Annotated in this window: 24 protein-coding genes; 15 read left to right on the top strand and 9 right to left on the bottom strand. The window is 55.8% G+C overall.

Annotation, left to right across the window (positions count from 1 at the left end):
* Nucleotides 1-210: 210 nt before the first annotated feature.
* From ACQKE4_RS12740 to ACQKE4_RS12725, 4 genes are all read left to right on the top strand, one after another.
* Entirely contained in the window at nt 211-990 is a 780-nt protein-coding gene (locus ACQKE4_RS12740; RefSeq protein ID WP_427388759.1) for a ThuA domain-containing protein, read from the top strand.
* Nucleotides 987-2036, top strand: a complete 1050-nt coding sequence (locus ACQKE4_RS12735; protein ID WP_427388758.1) for a Gfo/Idh/MocA family protein — start codon at nt 987-989, stop codon at nt 2034-2036. Before ACQKE4_RS12740 ends, ACQKE4_RS12735 begins: the two co-directional genes overlap by 4 nt.
* 63 nt (nt 2037-2099) lie before the next feature.
* Entirely contained in the window at nt 2100-3362 is a 1263-nt protein-coding gene (locus ACQKE4_RS12730; RefSeq protein ID WP_427388757.1) for an ABC transporter substrate-binding protein, read from the top strand.
* Nucleotides 3363-3446: 84 nt separating this feature from the next.
* The gene (locus tag ACQKE4_RS12725; RefSeq protein WP_427388756.1) at nt 3447-4436 is read left to right on the top strand and encodes a LacI family DNA-binding transcriptional regulator; all 990 of its coding nucleotides are present in this window, start codon (nt 3447-3449) and stop codon (nt 4434-4436) included.
* Between the two features lie 187 nt (nt 4437-4623).
* Here the strand turns inward: ACQKE4_RS12725 and ACQKE4_RS12720 are convergent, their stop codons facing one another.
* Nucleotides 4624-4938: an AzlD family protein gene (locus tag ACQKE4_RS12720; RefSeq protein WP_427388754.1), complete on the bottom strand. Its 315-nt coding sequence runs from the start codon at nt 4936-4938 to the stop codon at nt 4624-4626.
* Complete coding sequence (locus ACQKE4_RS12715; RefSeq protein WP_427388752.1) at nt 4935-5597, bottom strand: AzlC family ABC transporter permease; 663 nt, start codon at nt 5595-5597, stop codon at nt 4935-4937. The genes ACQKE4_RS12720 and ACQKE4_RS12715 overlap by 4 nt, the downstream gene beginning before the upstream one ends.
* 234 nt (nt 5598-5831) lie before the next feature.
* Between ACQKE4_RS12715 and ACQKE4_RS12710 the strand changes: the two genes are divergently transcribed.
* The 5 genes from ACQKE4_RS12710 to ACQKE4_RS12690 are packed head-to-tail and all read left to right on the top strand — an operon-like array spanning nt 5832 to nt 10732.
* Nucleotides 5832-6968 carry a C4-dicarboxylate TRAP transporter substrate-binding protein gene (locus tag ACQKE4_RS12710; RefSeq protein WP_427388751.1) on the top strand — a complete coding sequence of 379 codons (1137 nt, stop codon included), beginning with the start codon at nt 5832-5834 and terminating at the stop codon, nt 6966-6968.
* 56 nt (nt 6969-7024) lie between these two features.
* Nucleotides 7025-7654 carry a TetR/AcrR family transcriptional regulator gene (locus tag ACQKE4_RS12705; protein ID WP_427388749.1) on the top strand — a complete coding sequence of 210 codons (630 nt, stop codon included), beginning with the start codon at nt 7025-7027 and terminating at the stop codon, nt 7652-7654.
* Nucleotides 7651-8151 carry a TRAP transporter small permease subunit gene (locus ACQKE4_RS12700; protein ID WP_427388747.1) on the top strand — a complete coding sequence of 167 codons (501 nt, stop codon included), beginning with the start codon at nt 7651-7653 and terminating at the stop codon, nt 8149-8151. Before ACQKE4_RS12705 ends, ACQKE4_RS12700 begins: the two co-directional genes overlap by 4 nt.
* A gap of 10 nt (nt 8152-8161) precedes the next feature.
* Nucleotides 8162-9469, top strand: coding sequence for a TRAP transporter large permease (locus ACQKE4_RS12695; protein WP_427388746.1), 1308 nt, complete (start codon nt 8162-8164; stop codon nt 9467-9469).
* 36 nt (nt 9470-9505) lie between these two features.
* Entirely contained in the window at nt 9506-10732 is a 1227-nt protein-coding gene (locus tag ACQKE4_RS12690; protein WP_427388744.1) for an amidohydrolase family protein, read from the top strand.
* A 161-nt stretch (nt 10733-10893) separates the two neighbouring features.
* Here the strand turns inward: ACQKE4_RS12690 and cdd are convergent, their stop codons facing one another.
* The 7 genes from cdd to ACQKE4_RS12655 all read right to left on the bottom strand — a co-directional run bounded on the left by cdd (nt 10894) and on the right by ACQKE4_RS12655 (nt 17812).
* The gene (cdd, locus tag ACQKE4_RS12685; RefSeq protein WP_427388743.1) at nt 10894-11301 is read right to left on the bottom strand and encodes a cytidine deaminase; all 408 of its coding nucleotides are present in this window, start codon (nt 11299-11301) and stop codon (nt 10894-10896) included.
* Between the two features lie 53 nt (nt 11302-11354).
* Complete coding sequence (deoD, locus tag ACQKE4_RS12680) at nt 11355-12080, bottom strand: purine-nucleoside phosphorylase (protein ID WP_016914679.1); 726 nt, start codon at nt 12078-12080, stop codon at nt 11355-11357.
* Nucleotides 12081-12171: 91 nt separating this feature from the next.
* The gene (locus tag ACQKE4_RS12675; RefSeq protein WP_081137720.1) at nt 12172-13416 is read right to left on the bottom strand and encodes a phosphopentomutase; all 1245 of its coding nucleotides are present in this window, start codon (nt 13414-13416) and stop codon (nt 12172-12174) included.
* Nucleotides 13416-14768, bottom strand: a complete 1353-nt coding sequence (gene deoA, locus ACQKE4_RS12670; protein ID WP_427388741.1) for a thymidine phosphorylase — start codon at nt 14766-14768, stop codon at nt 13416-13418. The genes ACQKE4_RS12675 and deoA overlap by 1 nt, the downstream gene beginning before the upstream one ends.
* Nucleotides 14768-15559, bottom strand: a complete 792-nt coding sequence (deoC, locus tag ACQKE4_RS12665; protein ID WP_427388740.1) for a deoxyribose-phosphate aldolase — start codon at nt 15557-15559, stop codon at nt 14768-14770. The genes deoA and deoC overlap by 1 nt, the downstream gene beginning before the upstream one ends.
* A gap of 83 nt (nt 15560-15642) precedes the next feature.
* Nucleotides 15643-16926 (bottom strand): NupC/NupG family nucleoside CNT transporter, encoded by a 1284-nt coding sequence (locus tag ACQKE4_RS12660; RefSeq protein ID WP_427388739.1) that lies wholly within the window; start codon nt 16924-16926, stop codon nt 15643-15645.
* Nucleotides 16927-16963: 37 nt separating this feature from the next.
* A complete protein-coding gene (locus tag ACQKE4_RS12655) occupies nt 16964-17812 on the bottom strand; it encodes an outer membrane protein OmpK (RefSeq protein ID WP_427388738.1) in 849 nt (282 codons plus the stop codon).
* A 324-nt stretch (nt 17813-18136) separates the two neighbouring features.
* On the opposite strand from ACQKE4_RS12655, the gene ACQKE4_RS12650 reads away from it, so the two are divergent.
* The 6 genes from ACQKE4_RS12650 (at nt 18137) to cyoE (ending at nt 24087) form a co-directional block, all read left to right on the top strand.
* A complete protein-coding gene (locus tag ACQKE4_RS12650; RefSeq protein WP_427388736.1) occupies nt 18137-18904 on the top strand; it encodes a DeoR/GlpR family DNA-binding transcription regulator in 768 nt (255 codons plus the stop codon).
* Between the two features lie 267 nt (nt 18905-19171).
* Nucleotides 19172-20215, top strand: a complete 1044-nt coding sequence (gene cyoA, locus ACQKE4_RS12645; protein ID WP_427388735.1) for a ubiquinol oxidase subunit II — start codon at nt 19172-19174, stop codon at nt 20213-20215.
* Between the two features lie 3 nt (nt 20216-20218).
* The gene (gene cyoB / locus ACQKE4_RS12640; RefSeq protein ID WP_427388734.1) at nt 20219-22264 is read left to right on the top strand and encodes a cytochrome o ubiquinol oxidase subunit I; all 2046 of its coding nucleotides are present in this window, start codon (nt 20219-20221) and stop codon (nt 22262-22264) included.
* Nucleotides 22264-22875, top strand: coding sequence for a cytochrome o ubiquinol oxidase subunit III (gene cyoC, locus ACQKE4_RS12635; protein ID WP_427388732.1), 612 nt, complete (start codon nt 22264-22266; stop codon nt 22873-22875). The genes cyoB and cyoC overlap by 1 nt, the downstream gene beginning before the upstream one ends.
* A 1-nt stretch (nt 22876) precedes the next feature.
* On the top strand, nt 22877-23206 hold the full coding sequence (gene cyoD, locus ACQKE4_RS12630; protein ID WP_427388731.1) for a cytochrome o ubiquinol oxidase subunit IV: 330 nt from the start codon (nt 22877-22879) through the stop codon (nt 23204-23206).
* On the top strand, nt 23164-24087 hold the full coding sequence (gene cyoE, locus ACQKE4_RS12625) for a heme o synthase (protein ID WP_427388730.1): 924 nt from the start codon (nt 23164-23166) through the stop codon (nt 24085-24087). The genes cyoD and cyoE overlap by 43 nt, the downstream gene beginning before the upstream one ends.
* The last annotated feature ends 26 nt before the right edge of the window (nt 24088-24113 follow it).

The raw sequence follows: 24113 nt of genomic DNA, 5'->3' as shown, positions 1-24113 counted from the left end.
TAGTCACTCTAAAGCGCGTGGTTACGTCTCAGAATACGGATAACCTCGCCGCGATGCCAATAGTGTTCATCACTAGGGTATACGCATGGATATGACTAAAGTTGCATCTGAGTAAACGTTTACGCATTGGCCGTAAACGTTTACTTTAACGATCGAGGCTCTAATTAATGCCCTTTTGATTCAACTGCCAGAGCTGTATAAGGAGAACAGATGACCCTTAACGTCACCGTGTGGGGCGAGAACGTCCACGAGCAAACCAACGAGGTGGTAGCGCGCATTTATCCTACCGGGATGCACCAGTGCATCGCCGACGGTTTGAATGAGTCAGAGGCGCTGTCCGCTACCGCCGTCACGCTGCAAGACCCAGAACAAGGGCTCAGCGAAGAGACGCTGGAGAATACCGACGTGCTGCTGTGGTGGGGCCACGCCGCCCACGGCGACGTGCTGGAAGAGACCGTCGACCGCGTGCAAACGCGCGTGCTGCAGGGCATGGGCTTGATCGTGCTGCACTCCGGCCACTACTCGAAAATCTTCAAACGCTTGATGGGCACTACCTGTTCACTGAAATGGCGGGAAGCCGGCGAGCGTGAGCGGCTCTGGGTGGTGAATCCTGGCCACCCCATCGTGCAAGGGCTCGGAGATTACATCGAACTGCCCCATACCGAAATGTACGGCGAACCCTTTGCGGTGCCCAACCCGGACGAGGTGATTTTCATCAGTGCCTTCGAAGGCGGCGAAGTGTTCCGCTCCGGCCTGACCTACAAGCGCGGTAACGGCAAGATTTTCTACTTCCGTCCCGGCCACGAAACCTACCCGATCTACTACGACGAGCAGGTAAAGCGGGTGCTCAAGAACGCCGTGGTCTGGGCACAGCCGGAAGGCTCCCGGTGGATCGACAGCTGCCCCAACGTCCCCGCCGACCAGGCGCCCAACCCGGTCGAGATCAAGGGCGAAAGCCTGCACAAACCCGGTGAGGAGGGCTTCAAATGATCCGTATTGCAATTATTGGCGCGGGCAGCATGGCGGGGGAGCACGCCAAGCACTATGGCCGACTCGAAGGCGTCGAAGTAGTTGCCGTATGCGACCGTGATTTCACCAAGGCGCAGGCCTTCGCCGAGCGCCATGGCATTGCCGATGTGTACCAGTCGCTGGACGACATGCTGGCCCGCGACGATATTCACGCGGTGAGCAATGTCACTCCGGATGGCGTGCACAAGGCCACGTCGCTGGCGGCCATTGCGGCGGGTAAACACATCCTGTGTGAAAAGCCCCTGGCCACCAATGCCGAGGATGCCCACGAGATGGTCGCTGCCGCCCAGGCCGCCAAGGTCATCAACATGGTCAATCTGAGCTACCGTGACGCCCCCGCCATTCAGCACGCCCGAGCGCTGATTACCGGCGGCGCCATCGGCACCGTTCGCCACGTGGATGCCAGCTATCGCCAGAGCTGGCTGGTAAGCAACGCCTGGGGGCGCTGGGATGAGGATAGCCAGTGGCTCTGGCGGCTCTCGGAAGCCCACGGCAGCAAAGGGGTGCTAGGCGATGTGGGCGTGCATATCGTCGATTTCGCCAGCTTCCCGGTGGGCGATATCACCCGGGTGAACTGCGAGCTGACCTGCTTCGACAAAGCGCCGGATAACCGCATTGGCGACTACGTGCTGGATGCCAACGACACGGCGCTGATGCGCGTGCGCTTTGCCAACGGCGCCATGGGAACGATTCAGGCGACCCGCTGGGCCACCGGCCACCACAACTCGCTAACGCTGAGCGTTCACGGCGATAAAGGCGCGATTCGTGTGGATCTGGATGCCTCTAAAGACGACGTACAGGTATGCCTGAACGATGACGTGCATCCCGCCCGCTGGAGCACGGTTAAAGCGCCGCCCACGCCCAGCATTTACCAGCGCTTTATCGAGAGCATTCGCACGGGCGAGAACGACCAGCCCGACTTTGCCCGCGGTGCGGCCATTCAAACCGTGCTGGACGCCTGTTTCGTTTCCAGCCTGGAGGACCGCAGCCTGGCAATTGCCAGTTGATCAGCAGATTTCATCGAGCATCTCTGACCGCAAGACACCCAATAACAAGATAAGGATTCCACGATGCGCTCAACATTGAAAACACCGTTGCTGCTGATGACGTTACTGCCTGTGGCACTGCCTGCTCTGGCCGCCGAGATCACCGTGGCCTGTGGCGATGGCGGGGCGGCGGATTTCTGCCCGGCGCTTGCCCAGCGCTGGGCAGAAGCCAACGGCCATCAGGTCAATATCGTCACCACGCCAGCCTCGCCTACGGAAAAGCTTTCGCTGTATCAACAGCTGCTGGGCAGCCAATCACAGGATGTCGACGTGCTGATGGTGGATATCGTCTGGCCGGGGCTGCTGGCCGAGCATCTGGTGGATTTGCATGATTACCTGCCGGAAGGCGCAGCAGAAGGATTTATTCCCTCGCTGATGGAGAACAACACCGTGCAGGGCAAGCTGGTCGCGCTGCCCTGGTTTACCGATGCCGGGCTGCTCTACTACCGCCACGACCTGCTGGAGCAGTACGGCGCTGACGTGCCGCAGACGTGGCAAGCGCTCACCGACACCGCCCGACGCATTCAAAACGCCGAACGGGAAGCGGGCAACGAGCGCATGCATGGTTTCGTCTTTCAAGGGCGCGCTTACGAAGGGCTGACCACTAACGCGCTGGAGTGGGTGGCGAGCTACGGCGGCGGTACTTTCGTGGATGCCGAGGGGCAGGTGACGGTGAATAACCCTCAAGCGGTGGAAGCCCTGGCGCTGGCGGCTTCCTGGATAGGCGATATCAGCCCAGAGGGCGTGCGTAACTATATGGAAGAGGAAGCGCGCGGCGTTTTCCAGGCGGGCAACGCGGTGTTTATGCGCAACTGGCCCTACGTGTGGTCGCTGGGGCAAGCGGACGGCACGCCGATCCAGAACAAGTTTAGCGTAGCGCCGCTGCCCAGCGGGCCAGAAGGGCAGTCGGTGGCAACGCTGGGCGGTTGGAACTGGGCGGTGTCCCGTTACTCGGATGAGCCGCAGGCGGCCGCTGATCTGGTGGCTTATCTCACTGCCGAAGCGCAGCAAAAAGCCCACGCCATCGAGTTTGGCCGCAACCCCACGCGCCCAGCGCTCTATGAAGATGAAGGCGTGCTGGCCGCTCAGCCGTTTATCGGTGAGCTGTATGAAACGGTGATGAACGGCGTACCGCGTCCGGCCAGCGTCACCGGCGATGCCTACCCGCGAGTCTCCAACGCGATCTTCAACCGCGTGCACGATGCGCTGTCCGGCAGTATCACGCCGGAGCAGGCGGTGCAGCAGTTGGATAGCGAGCTGGCGCGACTGGGACGACGTGGCTGGTAGCGCGAGCGGCGTTAGCGTCCGTGCATTCAGCGCTTTTCGGCCCCGCTTTTTGTACAATCAGGGCCCGACTGGCTGAGGCATGGCATGAAACAGAACAAACCGAGCGCACAAACCGCCACCATTCGTGAAATTGCCCGGCGCGCCGAGGTCTCGATTGCCTCGGTAAGCCGGGCGCTGAACGGCAAGCCGGGGATCAGCGACGCGCTGCGCGACAAGATTCTCACCATCAGCCGCGAAGTGGCCTACCAGCCCAGCGCGGCGGCGCGGCAGCTCATCAGCGGCAAAGCCGCTGTCGTAGGAATCTCCCTTGGGCGGCAGGATATCGAGCTGCGCCCTTACTATATTCTGCTCTATCAACACCTGACCGTCGCGCTGCACCAGCAGGGCATGGTGCCGATCTTTTTCCACCACGACCAAACCCATGAGCTGCCCGAACGGGCGGGCGCGGCGATTTTGTTAGGGGAAACCGGGGAAGACGAGCGCCCAAGCGTACTGCGTGCGGCAGGCATACCGTTCGTGCGCATTGGCAATGCGGGGGAGAGCTTTTCGGTGGCCCCGGACGATGTCTCGGGGCTATACCAGATCACTCAGCATCTGATTCAACAAGGGCGAACGCGGATTGCCTTCGTGGGCGGAGAGTTGGACGTGCCGCGCCCCCACAGCCGCCTTTCCGGTTACCAGCAAGCGATGGCCGAGGCGGGGCTGAGCGAGCAGCTGTTGAGCCTGCCCCATCGGTTTACCTCCGACTCCCTGACCAGCTATCGCCATCTCAATCGCTTTCTTAATCATGAAGGCGCTGAGCAACTACCGTTCGATGCGCTGGTCTGCGCTACCGACGAGCTGGCGCTCGGCTGTGTCGCCGCGCTGGAAGATCGCGATATTCGTGTGCCCGAAGAAGTGGCCGTTACCGGCTTTGACGACTTGCCTACCCTAGCCACCGGATTAACGACGGTGCGTCAGGATATTGCAGCCATTGCGGCGATGAGTGTCGAGCTATTGAGCGAAGCGCTGGCGGGAAAAGCGCCCCGGCACGTGTCGCTGCCGGTGGCGCTGGTGCTGCGCGAGAGTGGTTAGTGACTACCTTTGTCAGGTCTGACATGAATGTTGATGGCTGTGCCTGATCTGTGGAATGGTTACAGCACGCTAAAAAATAATATTGTTTTGATTGAGTCATAGACTTATAAGTTGAGATTTTAAAATGTTTTTTTAATTAACCGTATAACTCTTTAAGGTTTAATAATAGCGGTATTAATAATATGTTTTATACTGGAAAAAACCAACGCCACCCAGCAGCGCAGAACATACCTAGTGCAATCGAAACCAGTGGACTTTTTAGTATGATTGCCACTGTTCCTGCGGCAATAGCTGCAATACGCACGCCACCGTCGCCATGCACTATGATCGGCGTAATAACGGCAATCAGCACTGAACTAGACATTGCATCAATGAATCTCCGAACCCGTGGGCCTAGAGGCACGCGCGCCATTATGAGTAGCCCAAGTACTCTGGAGCCATAAGCGATGACTACCATTAATATGATGGCTATCAAAGACTCCCATACGGGCGAAAAATTCATACGGTACTCTTCCTGAACCAGCGTCCTGGTAACAAGACCGCCACCATGCCACCGATGATAGCGCCCACCATCACATGCAGGTAAGGCGGCAACCACCAGTACGCCATTAATGCACTTGCCGCTGCAGCCAGCCAGGGTAGAGCCATTGCTACTTTGGGGTTGCCACCGACAACAATCATAAGCAGAAAGCACAGCATAATTACATCAAGACCAAAGCGTTCAGGCTGGGCAATTCCTCCACCAAAGGCTAGCCCTATTGCTGTCCCCAAGACCCAGGCCCCCCATAGCGCTATCCCTCCACCTAGAAGAATGCCCAGGTTTCGCTCACCACGCTGATACTCTTTCAGTGCCATCGCCCAGTTTGAGTCGGTCAGCAGAATCACCATTGCGAATTGTTGGCTCCTAGGTAATGACCGGAGCCAAGGATAGAGCGCTGCGCTCATTAGCATATGCCGAGTATGGATCGCGAGTGTGACCGCCGCCAAAGCAAGTAGTGGTAAAGGCGGATGCCACATCTCCAGAGCGGCAAATTGCGATGGCGCTGCGAATACAAATAGACTCATTAACATCGCTTCCCAATCCGCTAGCCCTTGGTGCACTGCGGCAACTCCAAACGCTAATCCAAAAGCGACCGTAAAAACTGCTAAAGGCAGCATCATACGAATCCCTCTCAAGGTGCCTGCTGTATCAAGTCGAGAGGAATTTTCCTTTAGTTTCATTGCTTAATCGTTCTCCGCAAAAATAGCTATGTCAAAAACAAACAGGCCTGCTTGTTTTTTTATTATTTGAAGTCTAGATTGAATTATGTGTACGCGCCACATCCGGTGACGTGTCAACAATACAAAGCGGTACAACAGAAAAAAACAGCCGTTTAAATCGGCCTGGGGAACTATATGAACTTCACTCGTAATACGCTGACACTCGCCGTTGGAGCGCTGGTCTTGCCTGTTGTTGCTTCTTCGGCTCATGCAGCAACTTCCTTTATTGCCAATTCATTCTACGACCAGCAACATCCACACTCCCATTACGGTTACATCGAGTGGGCAGAAATGGTCAAGGAACTCTCGAACGGCGAACTGCAGCCCGAGGTTTATACTGGCACCGTACTGTTGGCACCCCGGGCTAACCTGCAGGGTATCCAAGATAACGTGGTTCAGGTTGCTCATCATGCAGCTATCTATACGCCTTCTGAAATGCCAGTCGCGAATGCCGTTCAGGAGTTAGGGTTTAACTATGATGACCCGCTGATTGGCATACTGGCAGTGACAGACTTCAGCCTTAACAATCCCACCCAGCTAGCTGAGTGGGAAGAGCTGGATATTGTCTACCTGGGTGCCTATAACACGCCTTCCTATGTGCTGTTCTGCCGCGAGCCAGTCCGCAATTTAGAAGAGCTGCGCGGTAAGCGTATTCGTACCGCAGGCTCTACTGTTTCTGCCTGGGTCGAGCAAGCCGGTGGAACGCCCGTCAATGTGCCTTCCAGTGAGATGTACAGTGGCCTCGATCGTGGCTCGCTGGACTGCGCCTCTAATGCAGCTAATGACTTGATTGACCGCTCATTGTGGGAGGTTGCCGAGCACACGACGCTGTTGCCGACCGGTATGTATTGGTCTGGCCCTCAGTGGGGTTTCAACTCGGGCTTTTGGGCTAGCCTCAGCGATGAAGAGCGCGATGTCTTCAAGGAAGCGACTGCCAAAGCAATGACCCGCATGATCGTCCAGTACCTGGGTACTTCTGAAGCCGCACTGGAAGAAGCCGCTTCTCACGGGAACAACATCTACGAGCCCGAAGAGGATCTGATGGCTTCCGTGGAAGATTTCCGCAGAGAAGCCTTGGCAAACGTCTACGATAAGGCCCGCGATGAGTATGGCGTTGAAGACCCAGAAGCGTTGATTGATGATTTCATCGCTACCTACGACAAGTGGGTTGCCTTAATCAGCGAAGTTGATCGCGAAGACGAAGAGGCACTGGCCGAACTGGCCATCCAAGAAATTTACAATAAGCTTCCTGTCGACTACGGAATCTATTAACGCTGCAACACTTAGGCCGTCATATTGAGGCGGCCTAGGCCAAATAAGGGTTCGCTATGACGAAGCGACAGAATCAAGAAGAACGCTCACGCCAAACTCAAGCTCGGGTGACGCAAGCGACTATCGAGTGCATTCTCGAGAAGGGTATTCGTGCCACTTCAACGGTGGATGTCGCACGTCTAGCGGGCGTTTCCCGTGGTGCTTTAGTTCACCATTATCCTTCCAAGACGTTATTGATGCAGGCGGCGCTTGAGGACTTGCTGAGTCGCGAAGTCGAAAGCGTAAGAGAGATGGCCGTGAAGGTTAAAGCAGGCGAGCTTAACTTTGACAACTTACTGAAAGCATTGCATGAGCACTTCAAGGGTGATCTTTATATGGTGACCCTCGAATACCTCACTAACGCGCGTACCGACCCCGACATAATGAAAGTGTTAGTGCCGCTGGCAGCCAATTTCAATGACTCTTTGGAGCAGATTTGGGAGCAACTGGTTGCCAGCGCCAACCACACGCCACATCAGAATCGCGTCGCCCTGAATGCCACCTTGTGCATGATGCGGGGTATGGGGGCGCAAAGCATTTGGCGTGATGACCCTGAACTCTACCGCGATATGCTGCTGTTCTGGAAAGAGACGCTTTTGGAGCTGGGTTTTTCTGCCTCAGATGCGAAGAGGAGTGAGCCCGCATGATGGCCAGACACGTCGAATCACTGAGCCAGTGGATCGCCAAAAGTGCCATGGTGCTGGCGGCACTGTTCCTGGTGCTTATGGCGCTGCATGTCTCACTTGATGTAGTCCTGCGCTACTTATTCGGAAAGTCATTTACCGGCACCCTGGAGTTTGTCTCTTTTTACTACATGGTCGCCGTCGTCTTTCTGCCCCTCGCCTATGTGGAGCTTCAGCGGGAACACATCAGCGTGGATGTGCTGGTGGGAAGGCTTCCGCCTATTGCCCAACTAACGCTTTACCTATTTGCCAGCACCCTTGGGCTCCTCTATTTCGGCATGCTCTGCTACCAGAGCTATCTAGATGCCGTACGCGCTACGGTTCGAATGGAAACGGCCATGGCTAATTTTACCTTCTATTTATGGCCCAGCCGCTGGGCGTTACCGGTTGGCTTCGCGGCTATGTGCCTGGCCATCCTAGCCAACATGATTAAGGCGCTGCAACAACGCCAAGCCCTGTAGGAGTTTCCTAATGAGTAATATCGAGATAGGCGTGGCAGGCATTGCCATCGCCTTGGCCCTTATCGCCCTGCGCGTGCCAATCGGCGTTGCACTAGGCTTGGTGTCGATCATCGGCATTGGTGAAATGACCAGCATGCGCGTGGCCTGGGGCATGATTTCGGCCACTCCGTTTGACTTCGCAGGCACCTGGGAACTGACCGCTGCGCCTATGTTTCTGTTCATGGGCTATTTGTGTACCAGCACTAATATGACCCAAGGCCTGTTTCATGCCATGCGGCTTTATCTGGCACGCTTGCCAGGCGGCTTGGCTGTTTCTAGTGTCATGGCCTCTGCCTTCTTTGCCGCAGCATCCGGCTCTAGCGTCGCAACTTCGGCGGCCATGTCGCGTATTGCCGTGCCCGAAATGCTCAAGCATAACTACGACAAGGGTTTAGCAACCGGTACCGTTGCCGCATCAGGAACACTTGGCTCGCTGATTCCCCCTAGCGTTCTACTGGTGCTCTATGGTGTTTACGCCCAGGTGTCGGTGGGCCAGCTGTTTATGGCGGGATTCATTCCCGGTGTGCTATCTGCACTGCTTTACATCGCCATGATTATGGTGCGCACCAAGCTGAATCCCAGTCTGGCGGGCAACACCGATGTACGCTCTGGCTGGGACGAGAAGTGGGATGCCTTTAAAAATATCTGGCCTTTGCCGCTACTGATTGGCTCAGTCCTTGGAGGGATTTTTCTGGGTGTTTTTTCACCTACTGAAGCGGGAGCAGTGGGTACCTCAATTGCCGCTCTGATTGCCTTGGCACGTCGCACACTAACTTTTTCAGCCATTCGGGAAGCGCTGATTCGCACGGCGGTAAGCACGGCAAGCATCTTTATTATTCTTATCGGTTCGCTGTTTTTTACCCGTTTCTTAGCTATGAGTGGCGTACCCGCTGCTTTCTCCGAAATAATTCTCGGCGTCAGTACTGAGACCTGGTGGATCATTCTCGCTGTGGCAGTGATCTATCTTGTGTTGGGTATGTTTATCGACTCCATTGGCTTACTACTACTCACTCTGCCGTTAATTCTGCCCTTAGTAGAAGGCGCAGACCTCAACTTGATCTGGTTCGGCATCATTGTCGTCAAGCTGCTTGAAGTGGGGCTGGTTACCCCGCCTATCGGGCTCAATGTTTATGTCATTAAAGGTGCCCTGGGCAATAGCGTCACTCTGTCTGAAGTCTTTAAGGGCGTCGCCTGGTTCATCGTCATGGATATTGTTGCCCTGCTGTTGATTGTGCTTATCCCGGCACTTTCGCTCTACCTCCCTCAAAAAATGTTTTAACGCCAATCTCACATGGAAAATCCACAAGGAACACTCATGACAACAACACGTTTTATTAATGCCAACGTCATTGATACTCGCAACGGAAGGGTACTCTCCAACCAGCAGGTGCGCATCCAGGATGGCCGGATCGTCGATGTGAGCGATTCGCCGCTAGAGGGCAGTGATGATCACGTCATCGATATTCAGGGCCACTTCCTGATGCCTGGTCTGGTTGATTCGCATGTCCACGTCACCGCTATCACGCCCAATTTTGCTCTTCTTGAGACGCTTTCACCTTTCTATGTCGGTGCTAAATCAAGCGAGCTGCTTGAAGCCATGTTGATGCGCGGATTCACTACAGTGCGTGACGCTGGCGGTGCAGATTACGGGCTAGCCAAGGCTGTCGATGAAGGCGCTCTGGTCGGTCCGCGTATTATGTACGCAGGGAATGCACTCTCCCAGACCGGCGGCCACGCCGATATGCGTGGCCCAGGTCAGCAAACCTTTGAAGGCTGCTTCTGCTGTGCTGGTTTAGGTCGTGTTTGCGATGGTGTAAGTGAAGTACGCCGGGCCGCCCGGGACGAGATTAGAAAAGGGGCCACCCAGATCAAAATTATGGCGTCTGGTGGCGTCTCTTCACCTACCGACCGTATCGACAGCACTCAGTTTTCGCTTGAGGAAATTGATGCCATCGTGGAAGAAGCCACCGCCGCCAATATTCACACCATGGCCCATGCTTATACGGCGCGCGCTATCAACCGGCTTATCCCGCGAGGTGTTAAGACCATTGAGCATGGCAACTTAATGGACGAGGAGAGCTGTCGTCTATTCCTTGAGTACGATGCTTATCTTACGCCTACTCTTTGCACTTATGATGCCTTGGCGAAAGAGGGAGTAGAAGCTGGCATGGCAGAGCATCTTCAGCGGAAAGTTTATGATGTCCTCGATGCTGGCGGAAAAGCTTTGGAAATGGCGCAGCGCTATGGTGTGAAGATGCTATATGGCTCTGATCTGCTTGGCCGGATGCAGCGCCATCAGCTTAATGAATTTAATTTGCGCAAAGACGTGGTTCCAACAGATGAGTTGATTCGTGCAGCAACTAGCCATGCTGCTGATGCTTATGGCCACACCGGTGATTTCGGAGAAATCATTCCAGGCGCGAGGGGAGATGTCATAGTACTCAAAGATAACCCTCTCGAAGATATTACTGTGCTTACGGATCCAGATTCTCAGCTCTTATTAATTATGAAAGATGGAGCTGTCTATAAAAACCAGCTTTAGTAGGGAGGATGTTAAAAAAGATTAGTTTGTTGATAAGTAGGTTATTGTTATGAGAAGCGAAGCTCCGATAGCCTAATCTGTGCTCTAATTTTAATATCAAAATATATTAGTACCAAATAAACGGGCAACTATTTGCCCGTTTATTTACAAGTGCTTGCGCATCACCGCCCCGGCAGCTGCTCCGGCCCAAAAGCGTCGGGCAGCAGGCTGTCCATGGTGTAGGTTTTCAACACCTCGCCCTGTTTGGAGAGCACCATGATCTGCGTGCTGGGGGTGGCGAATTCGCGGATGCGCTGGCGGCAGTCGCCGCAGGGCGTGCAGAGGTGCTCGCCGGGGCCCATCACGTAGACCTTGGCCAGCTCGCGCTGGCCAGCGGTAATCATGGCAGAAATCGCCGAGGCTTCGGCACACAGCCCTTTGTAGTGGGCGACTTCCACGTTGCTACCGGCAAACTGCTGGCCGTCGGGGCACTCCATCACCGCCGCCACGGGGTGGTTGGAGTAGGGCGCGTAGGCGTTGCCCAGGGTGCTCAGCAGCGTGTCGACCAATGCCTGATCCGCGTGGCTCATGGCGCTATTCTCTCTCTGTGTTCAGGATGTCTATGGGCTCAAGACGCCGGGCATTACGCCTTGGCGGCGTCATCGCGCAGAACGGTGTCGAGGGCAATCACCATCATGTCGTTGAAGGTGGTTTGGCGGTCGGCACTGGAGAGCGAGTCACCTTTCAGAATGTGGTCGGAGACGGTGCAGATGGTCAGTGCACGGGCACCGAACTCGGCGGCCACGCCATACAGGCCTGCGGCTTCCATCTCGACGCCGACGATGCCGTAACGCTTCATCAGCTCGGCCATGTCGGTCTGCGGGTTGTAGAACAGGTCCGCCGAGAAAATGTTGCCGACTTTCACGGCGACGTTCTGCGCTTTGGCGGCCGCCACGGCGTGGCTGGCCAGCTCGAAGTCGGCAATGGCGGCCAGGTCGTGGTCATTGAAGCGCATGCGGTTCACCTTGGAGTCGGTGCTGGCACCCAGCCCAATCACCACGTCGCGCACGTTGACATCGTCACGTACCGCGCCGCAGGAGCCCACGCGGATGATCGACTTCACGCCGTAATCGGTAATCAGCTCTTTGGCATAGATCGACACGGAGGGGATGCCCATGCCGTGGCCCATCACGGAAATCTCGCGGCCTTTGTAGGTGCCGGTGTAGCCGAACATGCTGCGCACGTCGTTGACCTGGCGCACGTTCTCCAGGTAGGTGTCGGCGATGTACTTGGCGCGCAGCGGGTCGCCAGGCATCAGGACGGTATCAGCGAAATCGCCCATTTCGGCGTTGATATGCGGGGTAGCCATGAAACTCTCCTCTCTGAAAAAGGGAGCCTGAACCCCGCCGTGCGGGGTTCAGGCCGTGCACGTTGACGTGCCAGTGATGCGTTATCGGCGCCTAGGCCGCGTCAGGTAAAAAGCTCTCGCCGTCGGCCATGGCGTCTACGGCGAAGAACGCCGCAAGGGTTTGGCCAATGTCGGCAAAGGTGCCGCGCTCGCCCAGCGGGCCGGGGGCGAAGCCTGCGCCGCGTACCATGATCGGCACGTATTCGCGGGTATGCTCGGTGCCTTCCCAACTGGGGTCGCAGCCGTGGTCGGCGGTGAGCAGCAGCAGGTCGTCGTCATCGAGGGCTGCCAGCAGCTCCGGCAGGCGGGCGTCGAAGTGCTCCAGCGCGGCGGCGTAGCCCGGTACGTCCCTGCGATGGCCGTAGACCGAATCGAAATCCACGAAGTTGGTCATGATCATGGTCGGGCGGTCGCTGGTCTCGTTGGCGGTGCGCGCGACTTCCGCCAAGGTGGCATCCATCAGGGCATCGTGGCCGCTGGCCTTGACCTTGTGGGTAATGCCGCAGTGGGCGTAGATGTCGGCGATCTTGCCAATCGACACCACTTCGCCCCCGGCATCGGCGAGCTTTTGCAGCACGGTGGGGCTGGGCGGCTCGACGCTGTAGTCGCGGCGGTTGCCGGTGCGCGCAAAGCTTGCGCGGTCTTCGCCAATGAACGGCCGGGCGATGACGCGGCCAATGTTGTAGGGCTCCAGCAGCTCGCGGACGGTTTCGCACAGCGCATAGAGGCGCTCCAGGCCGAAGTGCTCTTCGTGGGCGGCAATCTGGAACACGGAGTCGGCCGAGGTGTACACGATCGGCTTGCCGGTGGCGATATGCTCTTCGCCCAGGCGAGCGATGATCTCGGTGCCTGAGGCGTGGCAGTTGCCGATCACGCCGGTCAGCTCGGCGTCACGAATGATGGCGTCCAGCAGTTCGAGTGGGAAACTGTCGGTTTTATCGAGGAAGTAGCCCCAGTCGAAACGTACCGGCACACCGGCAATTTCCCAGTGGCCGGAAGGGGTGTCCTTGCCGCTGGAGATCTCTTTGGCGTGGGCGTAAGCGCCCGTCAGTTGGTCGGGCAAACTGACGCCTTCCGCCACGCTGCCAGTGGCGTCGCGGTGGGCGTGGAACAGGCCTAGCGCGGCCATGTTGGGCAGCGACAGTGGGCCGGAACGCTCGGCGGTGTCGGCTTCGCCACGGGCACAAGCGGCGGCGATGTGGCCCAGAGTATCTGACCCCTGGTCGCCAAAGGTGGCGGCATCGGGGGCGCTACCGATCCCGAAAGAGTCGAGTACCAGGACGATGGCGCGGCGCATCAGGCTTCTCCTCGGAAGGTCTCTTGCAACAGGGTGTCGGCGGTGGCGTCGGCATCGCCAATGGTGACCGCCGCACGGAGCTGAGCAGCGGCACGGGCCGCGGCCTCTTCTGTGCGGGCGTGGACGATGGCCAGCGGGCGCTGGCTGTCGACGCGGTCGCCGATTTCGACGATGTCGCTAAAGCCCACGCTGTGATCGACGCTGGCATCGTTACGCAGGCGGCCGCCGCCCAGCTCTACCACGCTCATGCCCACGGCGCGGGTATCGAAACGCTGCACGATACCGCTCTGCTCGGGGTAGACCGCTTGAACGATCGGGGCGGTGGCCAGGTAGCTGTCCGAGCGCTCCATGAAGTCGGCGGGGCCGCCCAGTTCGCGCACCATACGGGCAAACACTTCGGCTGCTGCGCCGGAGGTGAGCGCGTTGTCCAGCTTGGCGAGGGCTTCTTCGCGGTTGGCCACCAGTTTGCCCGCAATCAGCATCTCAACGGCCAGTTCGCGGGTGACCTGCATCACGCGGCTGTTGGCTCGCTCGCCGCGCAGCAGCGCCAGGGTTTCGACGATTTCTACCGCGTTACCGGCACACGGGGCCAGAGGCTGGCTCATGTCGGTAAGCAGGGCGGTGGTGGGCGTGCCCGCTTGAGTGGCTACGTTGGCGATACTTTTCGCCAGCTCGCGGGATTTTTCCGGGGTGGGCATGAACGCGCCGCTGCCCACTTTGACGTCCATTACCAGGGCGTCCAGGCCAGAGGCCAGCTTTTTACCCAGAATCGAGGCCGTGATCAGCGGAATCGATTCCACGGTGGCGGTCACGTCACGCACGCCGTAGATGCGCTTATCGGCGGGGGCAAGGTCGCCGGTCTGGCCGATAATCGCCACACCGGTGGATTTCACCACCTCGCGGAAGCGTGCTGGCGCGGGATAGGGGTCGTAACCGGGGATCGATTCGAGCTTGTCCAGCGTGCCACCGGTATGGCCCAGGCCGCGTCCGGAGATCATCGGTACAAAAGCGCCGCAGGCAGCCACCCAGGGGCCGAGTACCAGCGAAACCAAGTCACCCACGCCGCCAGTCGAGTGCTTATCGACAATAGGGCCCGGCAGGTTGAGATCGCTCCACTGCATCACATGGCCGGAGTCGCGGGTGGCGGTGGTGAGCGCGACCACTTCTTCACGGCTCATGCCATTGAGAAACACCGCCATGGTGAAGGCGCCAATCTGAGCGTCGCTGATGCGATCATCGGCAATGCCTTGCACAAACGCCTTGATCTCTTCCGCGGGCAGTGGCTGATTATCACGCTTAAGGCGAATCAATTCCTGAGGGAGCAGGGTGTGTTTAGTGGCGTTGGCAGACATTAATAACCTCCGTCAGTAGTGGCAGCGTTGGTGTTGCCGGCTAACGTATCCAGCAGATTCCCCAGCAGGCTAGAGGCACCAAAGCGGAAGTGCGCGGGGGTTACCCAGCCCGGGCCCATAATGTCATTGGCAAGGGCCAAATATTCCGCTGCGTCCTCGGCGGTTTTAACGCCCCCTGCTGCTTTGAATCCAACATCCTTGCCGCTGGCTTTAATTGCCTTGAGCATAATCTCGGCGGCTTCAAGGGTAGCGTTAATGGCTACCTTGCCCGTCGATGTTTTGATGAAATCGGCGCCGCCCTCGATAGCGATTTCGCTGGCGCGTTTGATTAGTGCAGGCTCTTTAAGCTCACCCGACTCAATAATCACTTTAAGTAGTGCTTGGCCAGCGCAGGCGGCTTTGCACATTTCAACCAGCTCAAGACCGGTCTCTTCATCGCCTGCCATCAGTGCGCGGTAGGGGAATACCACATCGACCTCATGGGCACCGGAGGCAACGGCATCGCGGGTTTCACGGGCGGCGCCCATAATGTCGCCGCCGTTGGGGAAATTGGTGACCGTGGCAATCTTCACCTGGTCATTCAGTGTGTGGGCAGTGAGCGAACGTTGTGCGGTGACAATAAACTGTGGGTAGACGCAGACCGCGGCAGGGGTGCCAAAGGGCGTTTTCACCTGCTGACAGAGAGCTTCGATAGTGGCATCAGTGTCACTGTCATTCAGGCTTGTTAGATCCATCAACGCTAGCGCCTGACGGGCCGCGTAGGTGATATCGGTAGAAGCAGAAGCGGTCATGGTGTTCTCGCAAATCAGTAAAAGATAAAACGGGCACTGCAGATGAAACCGCAGCGCCCGCCACCCCAGTAATTCCGGCTGCGTTATCCAGTGGCGTTACTTAGGGCGATAAAGAAGCCAGCGATAGAGGCTGACATTAAGTTAGATAGCGTACCGGCCAATACGGCTTTGACACCAAAACGAGCAATCTCTTTACGGCGAGTCGGCGCGATGCTTCCTAAGCCACCGAGCAGAATCGCGATAGAGGAGAGGTTGGCAAAGCCACACAGCGCAAAAGAGAGAATCGCCATGGTATGCGGTGTCATTAACTGACCCGTAGCCGCGACAACTTGTTCCCCTTCAATGTAGGGCGCAAGGTTGATATAGGCGACAAATTCATTGACCACTAACTTTTGACCAATAAATGAACCTGCCAGGGTAGCTTCTTCCCAGGGTACACCTAATAAGAAGGCTAGCGGGGCAAACAGCCAACCTAGAATCATCTCAAGGCTTAACGCACCAAAACCAAACCATCCGCCAACGCCGCCTAAAATACCATTGACCAAGGCAATCAGGGCGATGAAGGCCAGCAGCATGGCGCCCACATTGGCGGCCAACATTAGGCCTGAGGTAGCACCCGAAGCGGCGGCATCCAGTACGTTGGCAGGCTTGTCTTCTTGGGCTTCAATCTCTTCTTCCACCTTGGAAACGCTGTCGCTGTCGGTAACGTCTTGGGTTTCAGGCATGATCAGTTTGGCGAACAGCAACCCGCCAGGTGCCGCCATAAATGACGCTGCCACCAAGTACTCCATGGGAATACCCAGGGCGGCATAGCCCGCCAATACTGAACCGGCGACCGATGCCAAACCACCACACATAACGGCAAACAGCTGCGAGGGCGTCATGCGGGCGATAAACGGACGCACCACCAACGGCGCTTCGGTTTGGCCGACGAAAATATTCGCTGTCGCTGAAAGCGATTCGGTACGCGAGGTGCCCAGGGCTTTCTGCAACGCGCCACCCAGAATGCGAATCACCCACTGCATAATGCCGATGTAGTAAAGCACGGCGATCAGTGATGAGAAGAAGATAATGACGGGCAGTACCTTGATCGCAAATACAAAGCCAACGTTTTCTACATCGGCTAAGCCGCCGAACAGAAAGCCGATCCCGTCGTTGGCATACACCAATATTTGGCTTACGCCTGATGAAATGGCTTGCAGCACCGCTTGGCCAAACGGCACATAGAGCACAAAGGCGCCAATACCCGCTTGAATAGCAAAAGCACCTAGTACCGTACGTAGCCGAATCGACTTACGGTCATAGGAGAAAATCAGGGCAATGGCCACCAGTGTGACCATACCCACCAAGCTCATAAGGAGTGTCATAGGGAGATCCTTCGAGTCCGCAAGGGTTAAACTCGTTTTATAGTAGGTTGAGCTTGACGGAATAGATCATCGCATTCTGATAATCATTGGGGGTGCCCAGCTTGTTGTCAGAATAACGATACTGAATGCCGGTGGTGATTAGATCGCTGGGGTGCCACCAAAAGCTGAGTGCGCCATTGGTCCCTACACTGCCTGCGGTATCGCCAACGAAGTTCTGTTCCAAGTACTCGTCATCACGACCAAAGGTTTGCTCGTGCCAATTGGTGACGCTGAAGTTCTGGTTAATTGCCGAGAAATCATAGCCCGCAACCCAGCCCGCCATATAGCCGTTCATCCCAGTGTAGCCATCGCTTTGTACCCGCGCTGCGCCAATAAACGGTTTAAACCATAGGCCGTTATCGAAGGTGGTACGGTAGCCAAGGCCAAGAATCTGGTCTTGTTCGCGGCCGTTAAAACCGTAGTCGCGGAAATCGTAAACGTGGGCATAAAGCGATAGTGGGCTGTCGCCCAGGTAAATGTGTGAAGTCACTTTACCTGCGGTGCGAAAGTTGTCTTTACCGCCGCTGGACTCATCAAACTGGCTGTTAGTGGGGTTCTCAAAATCAAAGAAGCCGTAGAACTCCCCCCAGCTAAAGCCTGCACCGCCTTCAATTTCGACAAACATAAAGTCGCTTTTAGCGGCGTTAGTCGATGTGCGCGACTCAGTGCCGCTTGACCAATCTAAATAGTTTAAGGAAACGTTACCGAAGGACCAGATGGGCTGAAAGGTATCCGCATTGGCCGTGGTAGCCGCACCTGCCATCAAAACGCCAGCGCCAAGCGTGACTAAAGACGAAGTGCGAGTCAGCGTACGAAGTGGGGTACGCGAGAGTGTACGAGCAGTCATGTGAGCCTCAACAAAGGTTGTCGCGGTGCCATTTGAGGGTAGCTATTTGGCACTAGCTATCCGGGGGGTTAATCGTGCGGGCTGGCGTTAATGTTAAAATTATAACATTTAGTGTTATTTTTCTAACGTTGATTTGCAAGCGTTGTCACATCAACGCTATTTAAATGTGATAAGGCTCTCGTCGTTGACTGGATGTGCATTAAAAGTCATTACAGCGGTGGCAATTCTGTCGTCGCTCGCTCAGCATAGAATTGAAGACCACAGTATTGAAAACCACAGTATTGAAAACCACAACAAGAGGGGGTTTGCTAGGAGATGCCCACCATGAATGGCCGTAGCGCTCTGCGCCTTGCCAAACTTCAGGAAGCGCTTGCCAGCGGCGGGACTCTTCATCTGCGCGATGCCGCAGAGATGTGTGATGTCTCAGAAATGACCATTCGCCGTGATCTGACCACCCATCCCTCAGCTATTAGCCTGCTGGGCGGACGTTTAGTCATGGCGAATTATCCAGGTGTAACGCCGATTTACGATTTAACTGAGCAGCAAGCAAGCCACTACCAAGCAAAGTACCGTCTCTGTCAGCGTGCGCTAGCGTTTATTGAAGAGGGCGATACGCTGTTTATTGACTGCGGCTCGACGCTAATTCCCCTGTTGAGCCAGCTAAGTCATTTCCGCGAGCTAACGGTAGTCACCTATGCGCTCAATGTTGCCAATGCCGTCGCCGTGCTTCCAAACGTACGCCTAGTATTATTGGGCGGACTGTTTTATGCCGCCTCGCAGTCATTTGGCAGCGATAATATTGCCGCCTCTATTGAGCGCTTAGGCATCAATAAAGCGCTAATTTCTGCCGCGGGAGTAGACCTTGAGCGTGGGGTGAGCTGTTTCCACTTTCACGAAGTGGCCCCCAAACAAGCCGCCATCGCCACTGCTATGCAGCGTCTATTAGTGGTGGATGCCAGCAAATTTGGTGTGGTTCGTCCTGCCTATTTCGCGGCATTAGACGATTTCGATGTGGTTGTCACTGACGAAGAGGGTGCTCCGCAACTGTTAACAGGCCAAGGGAGTGAAACACCCGCCGTTACCGTCGCCTAGCATTTTATAAGGTGCGTCAATGCGCCACTTCTTTCATGATCTGGATCAATAGAAAATACTTTAGTCTTAGCTGTTCTGGCTTTAGTGCTTGAGCATGCGGGCTCGTCGTCACTCACCGCTCGACGACGCATATTTTTCCCGGAGTAGTGCCTTTAAACGCAACATTTTGGGAAAAGTATGGTGTTATAGTTAGTCTGCTACTTAGCTTGCTATTTACCTTGCTATTTAGTTGGCTAGTGCCTTTTGACCCTCTCATGAGATCACACCATGCAACGACACTCACTCGGGCGCAGGCGAGGCACCTTAGTGCTCCTTGCGCTGTGCCTGTTTCTGGCAGGCTGTAGTTCGGCACTTTTAGATCCCAAAGGGCAGATTGGGGTTGAACAGCGTTCGCTAATACTGACCTCTTTTGGTCTGATGCTGATCGTAGTTATTCCTGTTATCGCGATGACGCTGCTGTTCGGCTGGCGCTATCGGCGTAGCAATGCGTTAGCTAAATATCTGCCTGACTGGGCGCACTCTAACGCGATTGAAGCGGTGATTTGGGTCGTCCCCTGCGCGATTATCGCTGTTTTAGCCCTGTTAACCTGGAAAACCTCCCATAGCCTTGATCCTCATAAACCGCTTGAAAGCGATGTTGCACCAATAGAGATACAGGCGGTGGCGCTGGATTGGAAGTGGCTGTTCATCTACCCCGAACAGGGTATCGCCAGCGTTAATGAAGTGGCCTTCCCAGTAGATACCCCGGTGCGCTTTCGGGTCAGCTCTGGCTCGGTAATGAACGCTTTCTTTATTCCTCACCTGGGCAGCCAGATTTACGCCATGGCGGGCATGGATAACGATGTCCATCTGATTGCTGATGAAGTTGGCAGCTATCCCGGCCGTTCCACTAACTACAGCGGTGCCGGTTTTTCGGGCATGACCTTTGAAGCAAAAGCCACTACGCCTGACGATTTTGATGCTTGGGTCGAAGGCGTTCGCAGTGCCTCCGAGACACTGACCTACCCAGAGCGCTATGAAACGCTCGCTGAGCCCAGCGAATACCACCCCGTGGAGCACTTTTCAGCTATTTCCCCTGCGCTTTATGAAAGCATTTTGACCAGCTTTCACACTGGTGGTGAGCACCATGGAGGAGGCGGCCATCAGGCGGGAAGCGACCATCAGATGGGCAGTGACCATGCTGATTCCCACGATGGCGAAAGTGTTCATAGCTCGCAGCATCAGGCCGCGACTGGCCATCATATTAATAACCATGCCAGTGGGGAGCATGCCATGCGCAGCCATCCCACTAGCGTTGAAGCAGGGGGTTAAGCCATGTTTGGAAAGCTCACGTTAGAGGCAATTCCCTACCACGAACCGATCATCATGATCGTGGCGGCCTTTATGGCCATTGGTGGTATCGCGCTGGTAGGCGCACTAACTTACTACCGCAAGTGGGGCTGGCTGTGGAACGAGTGGTTTACCTCCGTTGACCACAAAAAGCTCGGTATCATGTACTTTATCGTCGCCTTGGTAATGCTGCTACGCGGCTTCTCGGATGCGATTATGATGCGCACCCAACTGGCGATGGCCGCCGGAGGCGCAGCGGGGTATTTACCCCCCGAACACTACGATCAGATATTCACCGCCCACGGCGTGATCATGATCTTCTTTGTTGCGATGCCCATGGTCATCGGTCTGATGAATCTGGTGGTGCCACTGCAAATTGGCGCTCGCGATGTCGCTTTTCCCTTCCTGAATAACTTAAGCTTCTGGCTGTTTGCTGTCGCCGCGATATTGGTCAATATCTCGCTGGTGGTGGGCGAATTCGCCAAAACCGGTTGGCTTGCCTACGCGCCCTTATCGGGGATCGAGTTTAGTCCCGGGGTAGGGGTCGATTACTGGATATGGGCGCTACAAATATCCGGGATAGGCACGACGCTTACCGGTATTAACTTCTTCGTGACCATACTAAAAATGCGCACCAAGGGCATGACGCTATTCCGCATGCCGATCTTCACCTGGACCTCGCTGTGCGCCAACATTTTGATCATTGCCTCCTTCCCGATTCTGACCGCGACCATCGCGTTACTAACGCTGGATCGCTACTTCGGGATGCACTTCTTCACCAATGATTTTGGCGGCAACATGATGATGTACGTCAACCTCATCTGGGCCTGGGGCCACCCGGAAGTCTATATTCTGATTCTGCCAGCGTTTGGCGTGTTCTCTGAAGTCATCTCAACCTTCGCCCGTAAACGGCTGTTTGGTTATATGACCATGGTGTGGGCGACCATCGCCATCACCTTACTATCGTTTATTGTCTGGCTGCACCACTTTTTCACTATGGGCGCAGGCGCCAACGTCAATGCCTTCTTCGGCATCATGACGATGATTATCGCCATTCCTACCGGGGTGAAAGTCTTCAACTGGCTGTTCACCATTTACCGCGGAAGCTTAGAGCTAACCTCACCGGTACTCTGGACCCTGGGCTTTATTATCACCTTCACCCTAGGCGGCATGACCGGCGTGATGCTGGCGGTGCCTGCGGCGAATTTTGTGCTGCACAACAGCCTGTTTGTGATAGCCCACTTCCACAACGTGATTATCGGCGGTGTGGTGTTCGGCATGATGGCCGGTCTTACCTTCTGGTTCCCCAAAGCGTTCGGCTTCACGCTAAGCGAAAAGTGGGGCAAGCGTTCGTTCTGGTGCTGGTTTATCGGCTTCTATGTCGCCTTTATGCCGCTTTACGTACTCAGCTTCTTCGGTGCCGTGCGCCGCATGCAGTCTTACACCAACCCTGAATGGCAGCCGTGGATGATCCTGGCCTGGGTAGGCGCGGTCATCATTATGTTGGGTATCGTCTGCACCATTATTCAGTTCTGGGTGAGTATCCGCGACCGCAAGCTGAATGCTGATGTGACAGGCGACCCCTGGAATGGCCGCACGTTGGAGTGGTCGACTTCCTCGCCTGCGCCGTTTTACAACTTTGCCCACCTACCCGTAGTGGGCGATATCGACAGTTTCTGGTCCCAGAAACAGCGTAGCAATGAGCAGCAGGAAGAGGCGCCTTACACCGATATTCATATGCCGCGTAATACGGTTGCAGGCCCGGTGATAAGCCTATTCGCGTTAGTGATTGGCTTTGCTCTGGTATGGCATATCTGGTGGTTAGCCGCTGTAGGTGCCGTGGGTGTCTTCGCCAGCTTTATGGCGCGGGTGTTTAACGACGATATCGACTACTACGTTTCTGCCGCTGAAGTTGAGCGCATTGAGCGTGCACACCAGAAACGCGTGAAAAACTCCGATCCCTACAAATCCTCTGCTGAGGTTGAAGGACGCGAAGGTAAGCATCACCACTACGGGGAGGTGAAAGCGTAATGGCAACGGATACATTACATCACGACGGATCGGCCGAGTCCCACGAGCATCACGATGCGGCGGGCACGAAGCTATTTGGTTTTTGGGTTTACCTAATGAGTGATTTGGTGATCTTCGGATCACTGTTCGCTACCTACGCCGTGCTGATGAAGGGCACGGCGGGTGGGCCAACGGCGGCGGATATTTTCGAACTGCCGTTTGTACTGGTGGAAACCTTCTTACTGCTGGTGAGCAGCTTTACCTTTGGGTTGGGCGTGCTGGCGATGAATGCCAACCGCATCAATCAGGTGAAGGCGTGGCTAGCGGTCACGTTTGTACTGGGTGCAGCCTTCGTGGGCATGGAGATCTACGAGTTTCAGCACTTGATCCACCAAGGCTATGGGCCAGATCAAAGTGCGTTTCTTTCGTCGTTCTTTACCTTAGTGGGAACCCACGGCCTGCACGTCACCTTTGGTTTGATCTGGATTGTGGCCATGCTGGTGCAGCTCTCTACCAAAGGACTGAACGATATGACCCGGCCAAGGATTTTGTGCCTGAGCCTGTTCTGGCATTTTCTGGATATTGTCTGGATCTGCGTCTTCTCGTTCGTCTATCTGATGGGAGTGTTGTGAGATGAGTCATTCTTCCTCTGGCCCAGCGAATGCCCATGGCAGCTTAAAGTCTTATGTGACAGGACTGGTATTGTCGCTAATACTGACCATTATCCCCTTCGCGGTGGTGATGAGTGGCGCGCTAAGCGTGCTCACCACTGTTATAGTGGTGGCCGTGACCGCTGTACTGCAAATATTGGTGCAATTGGTCATGTTTATGCATATGAATACTAAAGCTGACGAAGGCTGGAATCTCATGTCCTTCGTCTTCACACTGACGATTCTCGTCTTAGTGGTAGGAGGCTCGCTGTGGATCATGCAGCATCTGCATCTCAACATGATGATCGGCTGATTTCAGCGCCTAGCCGCTGGCGGGATCTGTTTGAGCTGACTAAACCCGGCATTATCGGGGGTAACTTGATTGCGACGTTGGGCGGTTATTTTCTTGCCGCCCAGGGGCAATTCGAGTGGCTCAGCTTTGTCTCGGTCATGGTGGGTATTGCGTTAATCATCGCGTCAGGCTGTGCGTGTAACAACGTTATTGACCGCGATATTGATGCATTGATGGCGCGTACGCGCCACCGCCCCCTGGTAAGAGGCAGCATTTCCATTACCCAAGCGCTAGGTGTTTCGGCGCTCTTAGGTGTGACCGGCGTGGTGTGTTTGGCGCTAGGTACAAACGGGTTAACCGTCGCGTTAGCGGTGATTGGCTGGGGCGTTTATGTGGGGATTTATAGTCTCTACATGAAGCGCCGCTCTGAATACGGCACCTTGGTGGGCAGCCTTTCCGGTGCCATGCCACCGGTGGTGGGCTATTGTGCGGTGACAGGGCAATTCGACAGCGGCGCGTTTATGCTGCTGGTGATTTTCTGCCTGTGGCAGATGCCGCACTCCTACGCGATTGCGATTTTTCGCTATGCGGATTATCGTCGGGCATCAATTCCGGTGTTGCCGGTAGTGCGCGGTATTAAAATGGCGAAGCACCATATCCTGGGCTATATCGTGGCATTCATTCCTGCCTCGCTGGCGCTGGTGTTAGCCAGCCAAGCGGGGATGGGCTATCTGTGTGTGGCGCTCATCATGGGGGGCTACTGGCTCTACCTGGCGCTACGCGGCTATCGTTTAGACGATGATGTGCGCTGGGCCAAGAAAGTGTTTGGTGTCTCCATCCTTACCATCACCGCGATGAGCTTAGTGATGGTGCTGGAATCGATGGTGCCCATGTGGGTTTGATTCACTCGCACTGTTAAACCGTCAAT

It is taken from the genome of Halomonas sp. NPDC076908 (assembly GCF_050269715.1).
Classification (GTDB): Bacteria; Pseudomonadota; Gammaproteobacteria; order Pseudomonadales; family Halomonadaceae; genus Vreelandella.
The sequence above is the reverse complement of the archived record's forward strand: the minus strand, read 5'-3'. Positions and strand labels throughout refer to the sequence as shown.